Source organism: Serratia sp. NGAS9 (assembly GCF_009905295.1).
GTDB lineage: Bacteria > Pseudomonadota > Gammaproteobacteria > Enterobacterales > Enterobacteriaceae > Serratia > Serratia bockelmannii.
Window position 1 is genome coordinate 4,874,617 of record NZ_CP047605.1, and the last position, 16,669, is coordinate 4,891,285.

General features: G+C 59.6%; 14 protein-coding genes. 7 read left to right on the top strand and 7 right to left on the bottom strand.

The genetic code is table 11. The features are described from left to right. The first annotated feature begins 324 nt into the window (after positions 1–324). The gene (gene iolC, locus GUC32_RS23145; protein WP_025304577.1) at positions 325–2,256 is read left to right on the top strand and encodes a 5-dehydro-2-deoxygluconokinase; all 1,932 of its coding nucleotides are present in this window, start codon (positions 325–327) and stop codon (positions 2,254–2,256) included. Between the two features lie 203 nt (positions 2,257–2,459). Next, positions 2,460–3,296 (top strand): MurR/RpiR family transcriptional regulator, encoded by an 837-nt coding sequence (locus GUC32_RS23150; protein WP_004930856.1) that lies wholly within the window; start codon positions 2,460–2,462, stop codon positions 3,294–3,296. A 38-nt stretch (positions 3,297–3,334) separates the two neighbouring features. Here the strand turns inward: GUC32_RS23150 and iolB are convergent, their stop codons facing one another. After that, entirely contained in the window at positions 3,335–4,156 is an 822-nt protein-coding gene (gene iolB, locus GUC32_RS23155) for a 5-deoxy-glucuronate isomerase (RefSeq protein WP_025304578.1), read from the bottom strand. A 77-nt stretch (positions 4,157–4,233) separates the two neighbouring features. Further along, on the bottom strand, positions 4,234–5,739 hold the full coding sequence (locus GUC32_RS23160; RefSeq protein ID WP_049205588.1) for a CoA-acylating methylmalonate-semialdehyde dehydrogenase: 1,506 nt from the start codon (positions 5,737–5,739) through the stop codon (positions 4,234–4,236). Positions 5,740–6,295: 556 nt separating this feature from the next. Here GUC32_RS23160 and GUC32_RS23165 point away from each other — a divergent pair. Further along, positions 6,296–7,738 (top strand): sugar porter family MFS transporter, encoded by a 1,443-nt coding sequence (locus tag GUC32_RS23165; protein WP_369435454.1) that lies wholly within the window; start codon positions 6,296–6,298, stop codon positions 7,736–7,738. Positions 7,739–7,769: 31 nt separating this feature from the next. Then, complete coding sequence (locus GUC32_RS23170) at positions 7,770–8,606, top strand: TIM barrel protein (protein WP_049205590.1); 837 nt, start codon at positions 7,770–7,772, stop codon at positions 8,604–8,606. A gap of 35 nt (positions 8,607–8,641) precedes the next feature. Here the strand turns inward: GUC32_RS23170 and fetB are convergent, their stop codons facing one another. The 5 genes from fetB to GUC32_RS23195 form a co-directional block, all read right to left on the bottom strand. Then, on the bottom strand, positions 8,642–9,415 hold the full coding sequence (gene fetB, locus GUC32_RS23175; RefSeq protein WP_025304582.1) for an iron export ABC transporter permease subunit FetB: 774 nt from the start codon (positions 9,413–9,415) through the stop codon (positions 8,642–8,644). Beyond that, entirely contained in the window at positions 9,402–10,079 is a 678-nt protein-coding gene (gene fetA / locus GUC32_RS23180) for an iron ABC transporter ATP-binding protein FetA (RefSeq protein ID WP_004930881.1), read from the bottom strand. Before fetA ends, fetB begins: the two co-directional genes overlap by 14 nt. Positions 10,080–10,270: 191 nt before the next feature. Further along, the gene (locus tag GUC32_RS23185; RefSeq protein ID WP_004930885.1) at positions 10,271–10,558 is read right to left on the bottom strand and encodes a FaeA/PapI family transcriptional regulator; all 288 of its coding nucleotides are present in this window, start codon (positions 10,556–10,558) and stop codon (positions 10,271–10,273) included. A 37-nt stretch (positions 10,559–10,595) separates the two neighbouring features. After that, entirely contained in the window at positions 10,596–11,717 is a 1,122-nt protein-coding gene (locus GUC32_RS23190) for an FKBP-type peptidyl-prolyl cis-trans isomerase N-terminal domain-containing protein (protein ID WP_369435455.1), read from the bottom strand. Between the two features lie 29 nt (positions 11,718–11,746). Beyond that, positions 11,747–12,160 (bottom strand): hypothetical protein, encoded by a 414-nt coding sequence (locus GUC32_RS23195; protein WP_025304585.1) that lies wholly within the window; start codon positions 12,158–12,160, stop codon positions 11,747–11,749. A 756-nt stretch (positions 12,161–12,916) separates the two neighbouring features. On the opposite strand from GUC32_RS23195, the gene GUC32_RS23200 reads away from it, so the two are divergent. The 3 genes from GUC32_RS23200 (at position 12,917) to GUC32_RS23210 (ending at position 16,663) form a co-directional block, all read left to right on the top strand. After that, positions 12,917–13,447, top strand: coding sequence for a fimbrial protein (locus GUC32_RS23200; RefSeq protein ID WP_015379342.1), 531 nt, complete (start codon positions 12,917–12,919; stop codon positions 13,445–13,447). 91 nt (positions 13,448–13,538) lie between these two features. Then, positions 13,539–14,090 (top strand): fimbrial protein, encoded by a 552-nt coding sequence (locus GUC32_RS23205; RefSeq protein WP_049294959.1) that lies wholly within the window; start codon positions 13,539–13,541, stop codon positions 14,088–14,090. Positions 14,091–14,176: 86 nt separating this feature from the next. After that, on the top strand, positions 14,177–16,663 hold the full coding sequence (locus tag GUC32_RS23210; protein ID WP_050505149.1) for a fimbria/pilus outer membrane usher protein: 2,487 nt from the start codon (positions 14,177–14,179) through the stop codon (positions 16,661–16,663). The last annotated feature ends 6 nt before the right edge of the window (positions 16,664–16,669 follow it).

Below are 16,669 nucleotides of genomic sequence, written 5' to 3' on the forward strand. Positions count from 1 at the left end.
ATGAAAAGCCCGTTTCATCTCGTGATTCAGCCTTTACTGGCTTCGCGCCGCGCACCGGCCGATAACAACCGTTACCACACGGGCTGACAGCCTTTTATCCTGATCTAATCCCCTTTTCTGCGCGCGCCCGGTCGCCGTCTTATGGCCGCTTCATCGGCTTTTCCCGTTCTCCTGTCGATGTTTTAAACGCATCACATTTTCGGGGTGTAAATTTCATTCTATATTGAAATTGAAATTTTCATTCCCCATACTATCCCCATGCTTCCTGCAGGGCGCCACGCTCGGGCCGCCGCCGGAGTTTTGCTTAAACAGAAGGAAACGGGTATGGCTACACAAGAAAAACAGCTTGATGTCATTTGTCTCGGGCGCATCGCCGTCGATTTCTATGCTCAGCAGATCGGCGCGCGGCTGGAAGACGCCGGCACATTCGCCAAGTACCTCGGCGGATCTTCCGGCAACGTGGCCTACGGCACCGCCATTCAGGGGTTAAAATCCGGCATGCTGGCGCGCGTCGGCGATGAACACATGGGCCGCTTTCTGCGCGAAGAGCTGCAGCGCGTCGGGGCCGATACTCGCTGCCTGATCACCGACAAACGTCGGTTAACCGGCCTGGTGATTCTCGGCATCAAGGATCAGGAAACCTTCCCGCTGATCTTCTACCGCGAAAACTGCGCGGACATGGCGCTGACGCCCGACGACATCGACGAGGCCTACATTGCTTCCGCGCGCGCGCTGGCCATCACCGGCACGCACCTGTCGCACCCGAACACCCGCGCCGCGGTGTTGAAGGCGCTGGAATACGCGCGCCGCCACGGCCTGCGCACCGCGCTGGACATCGATTACCGCCCGGTGCTGTGGGGGTTGACGTCGCTGGGCGACGGCGAAACCCGCTTTGTGGAATCGGATCAGGTAACGCGCGAGCTACAAGAGGTGCTGCACCATTTCGATCTGATCGTCGGCACCGAAGAGGAATTTCATATCGCCGGCGGCAGCACCGACACGCTGACGGCGCTGAAAAACGTGCGCCGGGCCACGGCGGCCACGCTGGTGTGCAAGCGCGGCGCGCAGGGCTGTTCGGTGTTCGAAGATGACATCGCCGACGACTGGGAACAGGTGAAGCTGCACGCTGGTGTGCGAGTGGAGGTGCTGAACGTGCTGGGAGCCGGCGACGCCTTTATGTCCGGCCTGCTGCGCGGCTACCTGAACGATGAGGGCTGGGATCAGGCCTGCCGCTACGCCAACGCCTGCGGCGCATTGGTGGTCTCGCGTCACGGCTGCGCCCCGGCCATGCCGACCAAACGGGAGCTGGATGACTATCTGCAGCGTGAACAACAGGTCACGCGCCCGGACCGCGACGCACGCCTGAATCACCTGCACCGGGTCACCACCCGCAAGCAACAGTGGCCGGAATTGTGCGTATTCGCCTTCGATCACCGCAAGCAGCTGGCGGACATGGCGCGCGAAGCCGGCGTCAGCGAGGAACGCATTCCGCGCCTGAAAACCCTGCTGTTAACGGCGGCGCAACAGGCTGCCGCGCAGGCCGGCCTCAACGGCAACAGCGGCATTCTGGCCGACACCACCTACGGGCAGGCGGCGCTGAACGAAATCACCGGTCAGGGATGGTGGATTGGCCGGCCGGTGGAGCTGCCCAGCTCGCGCCCGCTGCGCCTGGAGCACGGCAACATCGGTTCGCAATTGATCGACTGGCCGCAGGAGCACGTGGTGAAGTGCCTGGTGTTTTATCATCCGCACGACGCGGCAGAACTGCGCCGCGAACAGGATGAGCTGATCGCCGACGTCTACCGCGGCTGCTGCAAATCCGGCCATGAGCTGCTGCTGGAAGTGATCCTGCCGGACGGCAACGCCGACAAGGACGAGCGCTATTACCTGGAGATGATTGAACACTTCTACCGGTTGGGCATTCAGCCGGACTGGTGGAAACTGCCGCCGCTGAGCGCGGAAAACTGGCAGCAGGTCGGCGCGCTGATCGACGCCTACGATCCCGACTGCCGCGGCGTGCTGATCCTGGGGCTCGATTCCCCAGAGGCGGTGCTGAAGGCGGGCTTTGCCGCCGCCGCAGATGCGCGCTGGGTGAAAGGTTTCGCCGTCGGCCGCACTATTTTCGGCCAACCTTCGCGCCGCTGGCTGCAGGGGGAAATCGACGACGCGGCCCTGATCGAGCAGGTGAAACAAAAATACCTGACGCTGATCGGTTTCTGGCGCCAGTACCGTCCACAGGCGGGCGGCACGCACTGACAGCGAGAGCAGGTTCACGTCCCCTTAAGGCCATTTCGCCGCTTTAAGGGGATTTTTTTGCCCATTTTCTGTGAAGTCGCGCAATGTGCGATCGAATAAATCGCTTTTTGAGGAAATGAAATTTCCGCTCCGTCTGTTAAAATACCCTGTCAATATTTCAGGCGTCAGGCCAATGCGCCTTCACCCCACTGCGAGCCGAATGGATGAACAACCCAACTCAACTTTCGCTGTTACAGGACGAGATCCGCCACCGTTATGAAACGCTGAGCAAGCGTTTGAAACAGGTGGCGCGCTATATTTTGGATAACAGTAACAGCATCGCTTTCGATACCGTTGCCTCCATCGCCGCACAGGCCAGCGTGCCGCCTTCCACCCTGATCCGTTTCGCCAACGCCTTCGGTTTCAGCGGCTTCAACGAAATGAAGCAGGTGTTCCGTCAGCATCTGATGGAAGAGACGGTGAACTATACCGAGCGCGCGCGCCTGTTCCGCCAAACCTCCACCGACGACAACGTCGCGCCAGAGAAGCCGGCGGAGATTCTCAACGTATTCACCATGGTCAACGCGCAGGCGCTGCAGCAGCTGGCGATGCAGATCGCTCCCGAGCAGCTGGATCGCGCCGTCGAGCTGCTCAACAACGCTGAAAACATCTACGTGATCGGCCTGCGCCGCTCGTTCAGCGTCGCTTCCTACCTCACCTATGCGCTGCGCCATCTGGAGCGCCGCGCGTTTCTGATCGACGGCCTGGGCGGAATGTTCACCGAACAGCTGAGCATGGTGAAACCGAAGGACGTGGTGATCGCCATCAGCTATTCGCCATACGCCCGCGAGGCGGTGGAACTGGTGGAATTGGGCGCCAAGCGCGGCGCGCAGCAGATCGCCATCACCGACAGCCAGGTCAGCCCGCTGGCCGCCTTCAGCGACGTCTGTTTCGTGGTGCGCGAAGCGCAGGTGGACGGGTTCCGCTCGCAGGTGGCTTCGATGTGCCTGGCGCAGACGCTGGCGGTCTCGCTGGCGCTGAATAACGCCCGGGACGAGTAAGGCTGACAAAAAAGCCCGGCAAGCCGGGCCTCAGACGCTTATTGCGCGGCGGGATAGCCGTCGCCGTTAATCCAGGCGTGGTCTTTTTCCCAGGTGAATTTCCACTGCCGCACCGGCCCGGCCATCACGTTGAGGTAATAGTTGTCGTAACCCGCCAGGGTCGCCACCGGGTGATAACCGCGCGGCACTTTCACCACGTCACGATTGTAGACCGGCATGCACTCATCGAGCGTGCGATCGTCGGTATAGACGCGCTGCATGCAGAACCCCTGCTCCGGCTGTATGCGGTGATAGTACGTCTCTTCGAGATAGGTTTCGTGCGGTGAGTCTTCTTGATCGTGCTTGTGGCTCGGGTAGGAGCTGGTATTGCCCTCGTCGGTGTAAACCTCCACCACCAGTAGACTGTCGGCCGGCTCACTGTCCGGCAGAATGTTATGCACCAACCGCTGGTTACGCCCCTTGCCGCGCCGCTCCACGCCGATATCCGCCGGCGTAATCAGCCGTGAAGGCAGGTGGCCGCTGCCGGGTGCGCTGCACACCGCCAGCTCCAGATCGGTTTCTGCCCGCACGTCGATGCGATCGTGGTGCGGCACATACACCGCGTAAGGCGGCGTACGTTCGAACGGGCTCATGCGTTTACCGATATGCGGGTATTCGGCGCGCAGCGTGGCGACGGAGGCGATACCGGCAACCAGCACCAGGCACAGTTCCTGGTCGCCGCACTCAAGCTGCAGCGACTGCCCGGCGGCCAGGCGGTAAACGTCAAAGCCGACATAGCGCCAACCGGCATTTTCCGGCGTCACGTGCTGAATACGCCCCTCGGCATTAGGCGTCTGACATTTGGCAAGCAGTGAAGACATCTCGATTCTCCTGTTAATGACCCGTGCAAAGGCCGCTGCCCCGAAGGAGCAACGGCCTGGCCTGAATATGACAGCGCTTAACCCAGCGTCGGCATGCTGAATTCGGACACCGTATGCTGCCCGGCCGGCCAGCGTGCGGTGGCGGTCTTCATGCGCGTGTAGAAGCGCACGCCGTCGGTGCCGTGCACGTTCAACGCGCCGAACACCGAGCGCTTCCAGCCGCCGAAGCTGTGGAACGCCATCGGCACCGGCACCGGCACGTTGACGCCGACCATCCCGGCCTGCACTTCCTGCACGAACTGACGCGCGTAGTGGCCGCTGCCGGTAAAGATGGCGCTGCCGTTGCCAAACTCATGGCCGTTGACCGTGTCGATGGCGGTGCGATAGTCCGGCACCCGCACGATGCCCAGCACTGGCCCGAAGATCTCTTCGCGGTAGATGCGCATATTCGGCTTCACATGGTCGAACAGCGTGCCGCCGACGTAGTAGCCTTCAGGGTAGCCCGGCACCTGATAATTGCGGCCGTCGGCCACCAGGGTTGCGCCTTCTTCCACGCCCAGATCGATGTAGCCCAGCACCTTTTTCTGGTGGGCAGACGACACCAGCGGCCCCATTTCATTCTCTTCGCCACCCTGCTGCAAGCCCGGCCCGACGCGCAGCTGCGCGATCAGCGGCTTCAGTTTGGCGATCAGTTTGTCGGCGGTATCGTCACCGACCACCACGGCGATCGGCAGCGCCATGCAACGCTCGCCGGCGGAGCCGAACGCGCCGCCCATCAACGCGTTGACCGTGGCGTCCAGATCGGCGTCCGGCATGACGATCGCCTGGTTTTTCGCCGCGCCGAAGGCCTGTACCCGCTTGCCGTGCGCGCTGGCAGTGGTATAGATATGTTCCGCCACGGTGGAGGAGCCGACGAAGCTCACCGCCTGAATGCGCGGATCGGTGCACAGCTGCGCCGCATCTTCATTGGCGCAGTGCACCACGTTGAACACGCCGTCCGGCAGGCCGGCTTCTTTCAGCAGCTCCGCCAGGCGCACCGAGGCCGAAGGCACCAGCGCCGGCGGCTTGAGGATAAAGGTGTTGCCGCAGGCCAGTGCGATGGGGAACATCCACATCGGCACCATCGCCGGGAAGTTGAACGGGGTAATGCCCGCCACCACACCCAGCGGCTGCATCAGCGAGAAGCTGTCGACGCCGCTGCCGACGTCCGGCGAATACTCTCCCTTGATCAGATGCGGGATACCGCAGGCGAATTCGACCACTTCCATGCCGCGCGTCAGTTCGCCCAGCGCATCCGAATACACTTTGCCGTGCTCGCTGACGATAAGCTCGGCCAGCTCGTCGCGGTGTTGTTCCAACAGCGCCTTGAAATTGAACATGATGCGCGCACGGCGCAGCGGCGTGGTGCGCGACCAGTCGGCGAACGCCCGATGCGCCACGTCGATGGCCTGTTTGACTTCGGCGGCGGTGCTCTGCGTGACGCGCCGCTCAACCTGCCCGCTGGCTGGGTTGTGCACGTCGATGGTTTGATTGCTGCTGCTCAGGCACACCTGCCCGTCAATAAAATTACCCACGGTTTTCATGTCACGCCCTCTTTTCAAGTCCGCTGTCGCCAGGCCACTCACAGGCGGCGCGGCGTTAATCGTCCCGCTCGCCAAACTCCGTCGGCAAGCCGGCTAAATCCTGACCGGATGCAGCAAACTCTATTTCATTGAAAAAAAAGTTTCAAATAAATTGTTTTGAAAAATTTGTTTTTAGTGCGTGAGGTCGCAATTTTGCGGTGTCGATCGGATTGGCGCTTTCATTGCCGTGCCAGGGAAAGCACAACAGCGGCGGAGAAAACAGAGCTAATACACACTGACTTTGCTACAGAAAACCCGCACTGAGCCTGCCCTGCCGCCGTTACCGTCCGCCCCCGAACGCCCAAGGCGCCTGGCGCAGAGGTGACGGTTTTTTTTGAACTGGATCTAAAAATCAATATTCCATTATTCACTAATTATGAAATAAATGTTCTTGTTTGTTCCAGCATTTATCGACGACATCGCCTTGATGACAGGCACGGTTCACACCCTTCCGCTCGCCCTCTTCCCGACACCCCGACCGTGCGGATGGAAGCCAGGATAAAAATCGGAGCAACACATGTCATATCAGCGTAAGCACAATACCGGCTACATATTGCGAATTTGCGGCATCGCCGCCCTGGGCGGCATTCTGTTCGGCTACGATACCGCCGTGATCTCCGGCGCGATCGAAGCGTTGAAAACCTATTTCGATCTCAGCCCGGCCGAAACCGGTTGGGCCGTCTCCAACGTGGTGATCGGCTGCGTGGTCGGCGCCTTCGCCGCCGGGCCGCTGGCGGCGCGCTGGGGCCGCAAAAAGGCGCTGATGCTGGCGGCGCTGCTGTTCACCGTGTCCGCCGTCGGCGCCGCATTGGCCCCGACCTTCACCTGGTTCGTCATCTACCGCATCATCGGCGGGCTGGCGGTCGGCATTGCCGCCACCGTGTCGCCGATGTACATGTCGGAGGTGTCGCCGAAAGACATGCGCGGGCGGGCGCTCAGCATGCAGCAATTCGCCATCGTCTTTGGCCAGATCGTGATTTTCTACGTCAACTTCAAAATCGCCAGCATCGCCAGCGAAGCCTGGCTGGTGGAAATGGGCTGGCGCTGGATGTTCGCCTCGGGCGTGATCCCCTGCATTCTGTTCTGCATCCTGGTGTTCGTCATTCCTGAATCGCCGCGCTGGAACGTGATGATGGACCGCGACGATCAGGCGCTGGCGATGTTGACCAAGGTCTCCAACGCCGCCCACGCGCAGAATCTGCTGAAAGAAATCAAAGACTCGCTGCAGCAGGATCAACAGCAGCAGCACCGGAAGCTGAACTACGGCGATGTGCGGGTGCGGTTTATCCTGTTCGTCGGCTGCATGATCGCCATGTTACAGCAGGTCACCGGCGTCAACGTGATGATGTACTACGCGCCCGTAGTGCTGAAAACCGTCACCGAAAACGCGCAGGAAGCGCTGTTCCAGACCATCTGGATCGGCGTGCTGCAGCTGGTCGGTTCGGTCATCGGCGCCATGCTGATGGATCGCATGGGCCGCATTCCGCTGATGCGTTACGGCACGCTGGGCGCCATCGCCGGCCTGCTGCTCACCTCGTACGCGCTCTACACGCAGGCCACCGGCTATTTCGCGCTGTTCGGCATGCTGTTCTTCATGGTGTTCTATGCGCTGTCCTGGGGCGTCGGCGCCTGGGTGCTGGTGTCGGAAATCTTCCCGAACCGCATGCGCGCGCAGGGGATGAGCATCGCCGTCGGCTGCATGTGGGTCGCCAACTTCGCGGTGTCGCAGTCGTTCCCGATGATCAACGACCACCCTTACCTGTTCTCGCATTTCCACGGCGCCTTCCCGATGTGGATCTTCGCCGCCTGCTGTCTGTTCAGCTACTGGTTTATCGGCCGCTATATTCCGGAAACCAAAGGCGTCTCACTGGAAAAAATGGAGCAGGTGGTGATGGCCAAACGCCACCGCCAATCCCTGCCCGACGGCAAGCCGCTGCCGCTGGAAAACGGCAAATCCTGATCTCTCAACCCTGACCGCTGGAGTCATGCCCATGAACATTGCGCTGGACCGCTTCTGCATTAACCGCAAGATCGCGCCGAATCTCAATCTGGACCATTTTTTCCGCCTGGTGAAACGCTGCGGGCTCAGCAAAGTTGAGCTGCGCAACGACATGCCCAGCGGCAAGGTGACCGACGATCTGAGCGACGCGCAGCTCAACGCGCTCGCCGCGCAATACGGCATTGAAATCGTCACGATCAACGCCCTCGGCATGTTCAATCTGATGGATGACCCGGCGGCGCTGCAGCAGCGCGCCGAAGCGTTGCTGGCGCAGGCGCAGGCCATCCACAGCCGGGCGCTGGTGCTGTGCCCGCACTGCAGCGCCGACGACACGCGCAGCGAGCAGCAAAAACGCGACGACACCCTCGCCGCGTTGCGGCTGCTGGCACCGCTGTTTGCGCGCTATGGCGTACAGGGATACGTCGAACCGTTGGGCTTCGGCATCAGCTCGTTGCGATCGTCGCTGCTGACCCAGGCGCTCATCCGCGACTCGGGCGCGCCGTACCGTATCGTGCTCGATACGTTCCACCACTATCTGAGCGGCGTGACGCAAGCCGACTTCGACGCGCAGATCCAGGTGGCGCAGATCGGCCTGGTGCATCTGTCCGGCGTGGAGGACGGGCGGGATAAAGGCACGTTGAGCGACGAAGAGCGCATTATGCTGAGCGAGGGCGATCGGCTAGAGAGCCGCCGCCAGGTACAGAACCTCGAACGCCTGGGCTACACCGGCGTCTATGCCTTCGAGCCCTTCTCTTCACAACTGGACAGCTGGAGCGAGGCGGATATCGAACGGGAAATCCGCCAGAGCATCGCCCTGCTGCAAGGGTAAAAAAACGGCCTCCGCGGAGGCCGTTTTTCATGGCGTTACTTCAGGTTGCCGACCACCAGCTGGTGGCGCTCGTTGTAAAACTTACGGTAGGCCAAATAGCAGGCGATGATGGTTGACAGGCTGGCAGTAGAAAGCAGCATGAAGGTCACCATAATCTGGTATTTGATCGCTTTCACCGGATCGATACCGGCAAAGATCAGCCCGGACATCATGCCCGGCAAGCTGACCAGCCCAACGGTTTTCGCCGAGTCCACGGTCGGGATCAGCGAAGCGCGGATGCTGTCGCGGATCAGCGCCGCCGACGCGAACTTGGGCGTAGCCCCCAGGCTGAGCATCTCCTGAATCTTCTGCTGCTCGCCTTTGAAACGCTGGCCGAGGTTGGTGTAGCACAGCCCCACCGCCACCATGGCGTTACCGGCGATCATCCCGGAGATGGGGATCACCTGCATCGGCGTAAATTCGATGGAGCCGGTCAATACCAGCACCGCCAGCGTCAGCACCGCGCCGGTGGTAATGGCGATAAACGACGTCACGAACGCGTGTTCGATGTACTTGCTGCGTTTCTTGGCGTTGTAGGCCGCGTTAAAGCAGATGAACAGCACCATCAACACGGTGAGAACGGCGTTATCCAGATCGAAAATATACTTCAGCACGTAGCCGACGATGATCAGCTGCACCACCGCGCGGCAGATGCTCCAGATAATGTCCTTTTCCAGCGCCAGTTTTTCCCGGTGGCTGATCAGGATGGCGACCACCACCAGCACCATCGACAAGCCCAAGGATTCGTTGGTGATGTTATGCTGATTCATGCTGTTGCTCCTGTTGCTCGGCGCCATGCGCGCGCAGGGTGATCACCTCGTCCGCATGCGCTATCTCTTCGGTATCGTGCGTCACCCACAGCACCGCCAGCCGGTGTTCCGCCACCAGTTGATGCACTATTTCGTTGACGTTGCGCTTATTTTCCTCGTCCAACGCGCTGGTGATCTCATCGAGCAACAGCACCCGCGGCATAAACTGCAGGTTGCGGATCAGGGACACGCGCTGCTTCTCCCCGCCGGACAGTTCATTGATGCTTTTGGTCAGCATCGCCTCTGGCAGCCCGAAACGCGCCAGATCGGCCTTCATTTTTCGCTCGGCTGGCGGTTCCTGGCGGATCTGGTAAGGCAGCGCCAGATTGTCGTAAACCGTATTGCCGAACAGTGACGGCGTCTGGAAGCAGTAAGAGACCTGCTTGCGATACGCCTCCGGCGACATCTCGTCGATCGCCTGGCCGTCGAAATAGAGCTTTCCGCTGGTCGGATCCATTAAGGAAGAGATGATTTTCAGCAGGGTGCTTTTCCCGCAGCCGGAAGGCCCGGTGATCAGTTTGAACTCGCCTTCACCCAGCGTGAAAGAGACGGAATCCAGGATCACCTGGCTGTCTATTTGATAATGAATATCATCCAATCTCAGTATGTCTTTCTTTTCCTTCATTACGATGCCGGCTCCCTACACCTGTTCCCGTCTGAGCGATAAGTATATGGCCGCAAAAAACATCTTAGCAATGGCTGTGCGGATGGCAGTGAACGAAGAGGGAGGATTGACGGAGCGAAACGCCCCGTCAAATGATAAATTTAATTAATGATTAGCTGTGGGAATAGTCAAAAGCGACCACCAAGGTCGAATCACTCTTTTTTTATCGCTGCCTGTTCGTCGCAGCTGTACCAACGGAGAGAATTGTTGATGCTGCGGTGGGTGCAGTGAACCTTGCCCTCCTTTTCCAGCGCCAGCAGCAGGGTGCGGGTGGTATAAATATTTTCGCCGCATTTATCCGCCAGCTCGCGCGTCTTCGGCCACTGTTCCGGCGGGGGATGATGGCCCCCGGATCCTTCCACACGCTCCCTGCACAACCCTTGCAACACATTCAGCATCAGCGATTTTCTGCTTTCAAACGTTTTCGGCGCCTTGGCCATAGCATTCCTCCTGAGTGGTTACTGCTGAGCACCCCGCTCACGGCTGCACGTCAGCGATGCGCAGGGTGTAAATCATGGTGGCATTCGGGGGGATCGCCGGCGGGCTGCCCTGTTTGCCGTACGCCAGCGCCGGCGGCACCACCAGCGTGATCGAGCCGTGGCGCTGCAGCTTCTCGATAGCGGCGCGAAACAGCGGCGGATAGCGCGTCAACGGCTGCGAGATCACCGTCCCCGCCAGCTCCATGTCTTTGACCACCCGCCCGTCGGTCAGGCTTTCGCGCACCACGATATCTACCCGATCGTCGGCGCCGATCGCCCCGCTGCCGGCATAGTCCACCCGGTAGTAGAAACCGAGCGCATCCTGCTTGACGCCCTCCTGACGGGTAAAAGCGGCCAGATAGTCTTTACCGTCCAGAGGCGGAGCCTGCGTCTGCTGCGCCTGCTGCAAGCGCTGATGCGCCGTGCGCAGCGCGCTGTCGATGGCGGCCTCATCCAGCCGCAACCGCCCGGCCAGGGTATCGGCGATGCCCGCCAACAACAGCGGACTCTCCGCCTCCAGCCCCGCGCGCCGGTTCTCCTGCTGCAGATGCAGAATGTCGCGCCCGAGCGACACGCCGGCGGCATATGCCAGCTTGTCCGCCTCACTGGCCAGCGCGGGTGGCTTGGCCGCCTGCTGCCGTTCGGCCAGCAAGGTCTCTACCCGCTGCTGCTGCTGTGCCAGTTGCGCCGCCAAACTTGCGCTGCGCTGTTCGGCCCGCGTGAGCGAAGCGGCCAATGCGCCCACCTCTGGCACCGGCGCAACGGCTTGCCACAATCCCTTCAGGGCATCGGCCAGCGGCCGAATATCGACGACGACCCGCTCCCGTTTCGCCGCCGCCGCGGCCTGAGCCGCCGCCAACTGCCGCTCCAACTGACGGATTTTCTCCGCCTGTTGTTGCAAAGACTGCTTCAGCGACGTTAAACGAACGCTGTCTGCCCCGACGATGGCGGCCGGTTTGGTGGCCGGTTTGGTGACCGGTGCGGGCGCCGATTTACGCACGGTTTCTTCCCTGGGCGCGGCCGGTGGTGCCTGCCGTTGTTCGGCAAACTTCAACAGCGCGGGAATGCCGTCATCGGCGGCGCAAGCGGCCCCGCTCGCCGCTAACAGCAAAAGAACCATCGCCCATCCCTGCGCGCATCGCTTCATGGCTACAGATTCTCAACCCGGCTGGACAGATCGGACATCAGCTCATGCTCGACGTCGGCGCAGAACTTCTCGGTTTTATATTGATAAAGAGCATCTATCGCTTTACGGGTACTCTCATCCACGTTGCCGCGTACCCCGGCATATCCGGAGGCGTTGGAAAGAAGGCCGTTAAAATAGGCGATGCGTTTTTGGTAACTTTGCGGATTAATATTCTTTAATGAATTAACCCGTTGCTGACAAAGTGCGATGCGTTGCTCATCGGATTTATCATTAGGATTATTCTGTGAGATTTTTTTCACGGAATTCAGTTTTGTCTTGCTCCCGCCCGCACAGCCAGAAAGCGCCATAAAAGACAGCAGAAATATAGCCAAACCCATCCAGCGGCGCCCGCTGCAAGCATTAATCATCGTTATCATTCCGTTTATAATCCTTTAATTGTCACTTAGGTCATCATTATGTGGCGAACGGCAGCAGCACATGCCTTAATTTGATTAATCAAAATTGGTTAGGCGGTGAAAAATCCCTATACCGCAATGCGATAGGATAATTCACTACCGGTGTAATTGTTATTTAATTGTTAATCAATTAGGCTTAAACGCGAACTAAACGCGAATAAGAAACCCAATCTCTCGTGAACAAAAAACCATGAAACAACAATAAAAACAATGAATTATGTTTTATATTTTGTTTCTAAAGGGAAATGCATCATCTGCTGCCTAAGGGCGATATTAGCAAAACAATATTGTGAATTGTAGGTATCACCCTATTTCCCCCGATCTAATATCTCGCATATCGTTATTTATATAGTGATTTATACTGGATAATATTTGTATACGATCTATTGATTTTAAAGCAAATATGTTTCTTTTTCCTTTTGGTTTTATATTCTGAATTTGACTTAATTTAATAAAATCTATTTCCAAGCAATACTATTATTTGCAAGAATATTCCCAGCAACACGCCACACGTAAAACTCGTATTTTATTTACCAGAAAATCCATTGTCGATTTTCCAAATCTCGTTATTTCTCATAAATAACGGATGTCGGCGTATTGCCCAGAGCAAAAGGATCTGGCTCCAACCGCACGGACGGCGACATGGCGTTGCCGCCGCCGCGGGGGATTTAGATGTGCTGTTCTTTTATTTAAAAACTCTCTACAGGAACCTGAGAAATGAAACTGAATAAATTAATGCTGGCAACCGTGATTGCTTTCGCTTCCGCCTCTGTTGCTCATGCCGCATCTAATCAGGGCAGCGGTAAAGTCACCTTTACCGGCGAAATTATCGATGCGCCATGCAGCGTCGCGCCGGAATCCGTTGACCAAACCGTGCCGATGGGCCAGATCAGCAGCCGCATCCTGGCCAACCAGGGTAAATCCAGCATGCAGCCTTTCAACATCGAACTGAAAGATTGCTCCATCTCCACCATGAAAAACGTCAAAGTGACCTTTACCGGCACGCCTGATCCGGTCAACAACAAACTGCTGGCCCTGAGCGGCACGGCAACCGGCGCCGGCATCGTGATCTACGACAACCTGCACTCCAAAGAAGTGGAACTGGGCACCGCAACCGACGGTCAGGGTCTGAACGACGGCGACAACTCGCTGAAATTCGCCGCTTACCTGCAGGGCAGCAGCGCCTCAAGCGCCGTGGTACCAGGCGACTTCACCAGCGTGGCGAACTTCACCCTGGCTTACCTGTAATACCCCACAGGGGATGTCTCAGGGCATCCCCCGCTTGATTGCATGCCGACGAGAGCGGCAAGGGAATAGGGCAAGACAGGGAGACGCCAGCATGACTATCCGCCTTTGCGGCCTGTTGCTCATCGCGCTCAGCGTAGGCAGCACGGCGGCGGCAGTGAAAAATCAGGGCCACGGCAAAGTCAGCCTGGGCGGCACCATCGTTGAAACGCCGTGCGGCATCGCCAGCGACAGCCTGGATCAAACCGTCGATTTCGGTCTGATTTCCATGACCGACGCCTCGCAGGACGGGCAATCGGTGCTGATCGGCAGCCGCCGCCATTTCACGATCAAACTGGTGAACTGCGAGCTGGCCAGTCAGGTGAAACCTGACTTCATCTATCGCGCGGCCAACGTCACGTTCGACGGCACCGCCGACAGCGGGGATCCTTCCCTGCTCGGCGTTTACGGCGAGGCGCAGGGCGTGGCTATCGAGCTGTTGACCGATGCCGGCACCCCAATCCCGCTCGGCAGCACGACGGCGGATTACCAGATCGTCGCCGGCGACAACACGCTGCGCTTTGGCGCGCAGTTGCGCCTGCATCCTGACAAGGCGCGGGCAGGCGGCTTCAGCTCTCTGGCCAAATTCACCCTGTCTTATCTCTAGCGCCGGCGGGCGCTGCACAGCATTACGTATTCAGGTCGTACGGATGACCTGCTATTGGGCGCGGACTTGCCATGAGTGATTATGCTATGACGTCATTACTGACACGGAAACACCTACCTCTCCTCGTCATTCTATCTTTCCTCTGGGTACGTCCGGCATTTTCCGCCACGGAATTCAATACCGACGTCCTGGACATCGGTGAGCGCAGCAAAGTGGACCTTTCGCGCTTCTCCGACGCCGACTACGTCATGCCCGGCGCTTATTTACTGGACATCAAGATCAACCAGAAAACGCTGCCTCAGCGCAGCATTCAGTATTTCCCGTCACCGGATAACAAGAGCGGTAGCCAGGTGTGCCTGCCGCCTGACCTGGTGGAAAAAATGGCGCTGAAAGAAGAGGCGGCCAAAAAAGTCACCCTGTGGCACGACAACCAGTGCGCCGACATTCGCGGCATCAAAGGCGCGACCCTCTCCGATCGCATCGGCGGCGGCGTGCTGGCGATCACCATCCCGCAGGCGTGGATGAAATACTCCGATCCCGACTGGACGCCGCCCGAACAGTGGGACGACGGCATTCCCGGCCTGCTGCTGGACTACAACCTGAGCGGCCAGTTAGGCAAGCAGAATCACAACAACAACACCGCCCAGAACCTGAGCAGCTACGGCACGCTGGGCGCCAATATGGGCGCCTGGCGCCTGCGCGCGGACTACCAAGCCAATTACAATCAGCAGGCCGGCGATCGCAGCACCGGTTTCGACTGGAACCAAATCTACGCCTATCGCGCGCTACCGATGCAGGCCGCCAAACTGACGCTGGGTGAGATCTATCTCGACTCCGGGGTGTTCGACGCCTATCGCTTCACCGGCCTCAATCTGGCGAGCGACGAACGCATGCTGCCGCCCAATCTGCAGGGCTACGCGCCGGAAGTGCGCGGCATCGCCAAGAGCAACGCCAAGATCACCGTTTCGCAGGAAGGCCGCACGCTGTACGAAACCACCGTGCCCGCCGGGCCGTTCGCCATTCAGGACCTCAACAGCTCGGTGCGCGGCAAGCTGGACGTCAAGGTGGAAGAGCAGGACGGCACCGTTTCGACCTTCCAGGTGGATACCGCCACCATTCCGTACCTGACCCGACCGGGCTACGTGCGCTACAACGTGGCGCTCGGTAAAACCTCGGCCTACGACCACCGCACCCAAGGGCCGCTGTTTTCCGCCAGCGACTTCTCCTGGGGGCTGAGCAACGCCTGGTCGCTGTATGGCGGCGCGCTGCTCGGCGGCGACTATAACGCCTGGGCGCTCGGCCTCGGCCGCGATCTGAACGTGTTCGGCGCCATGTCGCTGGACGTCACCCAGTCGATCGCCCGTCTGCCCGGCGAGCCGACCGCCAGCGGCATGTCGTTCAAGCTCAACTACGCCAAACGCTTCGATGAGCTGAACAGCCAGATCACCTTCGCCGGCTACCGCTTCTCGCAGCGCAAGTTCATGAACATGTCGCAGTATCTGCAGGAGCGCTACGGCGATTACGACAAGAATTACAACGGCCGTCAGAAAGAGCTGTATACCATCACCGCCAGCAAAACCTTTATGGCGGAAGACAGCGCCAAGGCGATCACCACCTATCTGACCTACTCGCACCAAACCTATTGGGACGCGCGAACCCAGGATCGTTACGGCCTGTCGACCAGCAAGCTGTTCAGCATTGGGGATATCAGCAACATCACCGCCTCGCTGTCGGCTTACCGCACTTACTACCAGGGCCGCACCGACGACAGCGTGATGCTCAACTTCACCGTGCCGATCGGCGATCGTCGGCGCGTCGGCTATGCGCTGCAAACCAACAACGGCGACGTCACGCAGACCGCGTCGTACAACGACTACAGCGATCCGGACAATACCTGGCAGGTCAGCGGCGGCTTTAATCAGTCTGGCAAATCGCTGGCGCGCGGGTACTACACCCACAACGCCTCGTTCGGCTCGCTGAACGCCAGCGCCTCTTACCAGCAGGACAGCTACTCGTCGATCGGCGGCTCGTTCCGCGGCGGCCTCACCGCCACCCGGCACGGTATCGCGGCGCACCAGAACTCGAGCAACGGCGGCAGCCGCATGATGCTCGACACCGACGGCATCGCCGGCGTGCCGATCAACAACGGCCGCGCTTACAGCAACCGCTTCGGGCTGGCGGTGATTTCCGACATCACCAGCTACTACAACACCGACACCCGCATCGACGTCAACAAGCTGGCAGACGACGTCGAGGCCACCCGCGCCGTGGTGCAAGGCACGCTGACCGAAGGCGCCATCGGCTACCGCCACTTCGAGGTGGTGAAAGGCAGCAAGCTGCTGGCCACCATTCGCCTCGCGGACGGCAGCGAACCGCCGTTCGGCGCCGCGGTGCTGAGCGAGAAAGGCCGCGAGGTCGCGGTGGTCAACGACGGCGGCTCGGTCTACCTGACCGGCGTGCAGCCGGAGGAAAAACTGGACGTCGCCTGGGAAGGCCAACGCCGCTGCCGCATCGTGATCCCGGGCGCCGCCAAGCCGCTGGACCAGCTGCTGCTGCCGTGCGCCACCCTGTAATCCGTA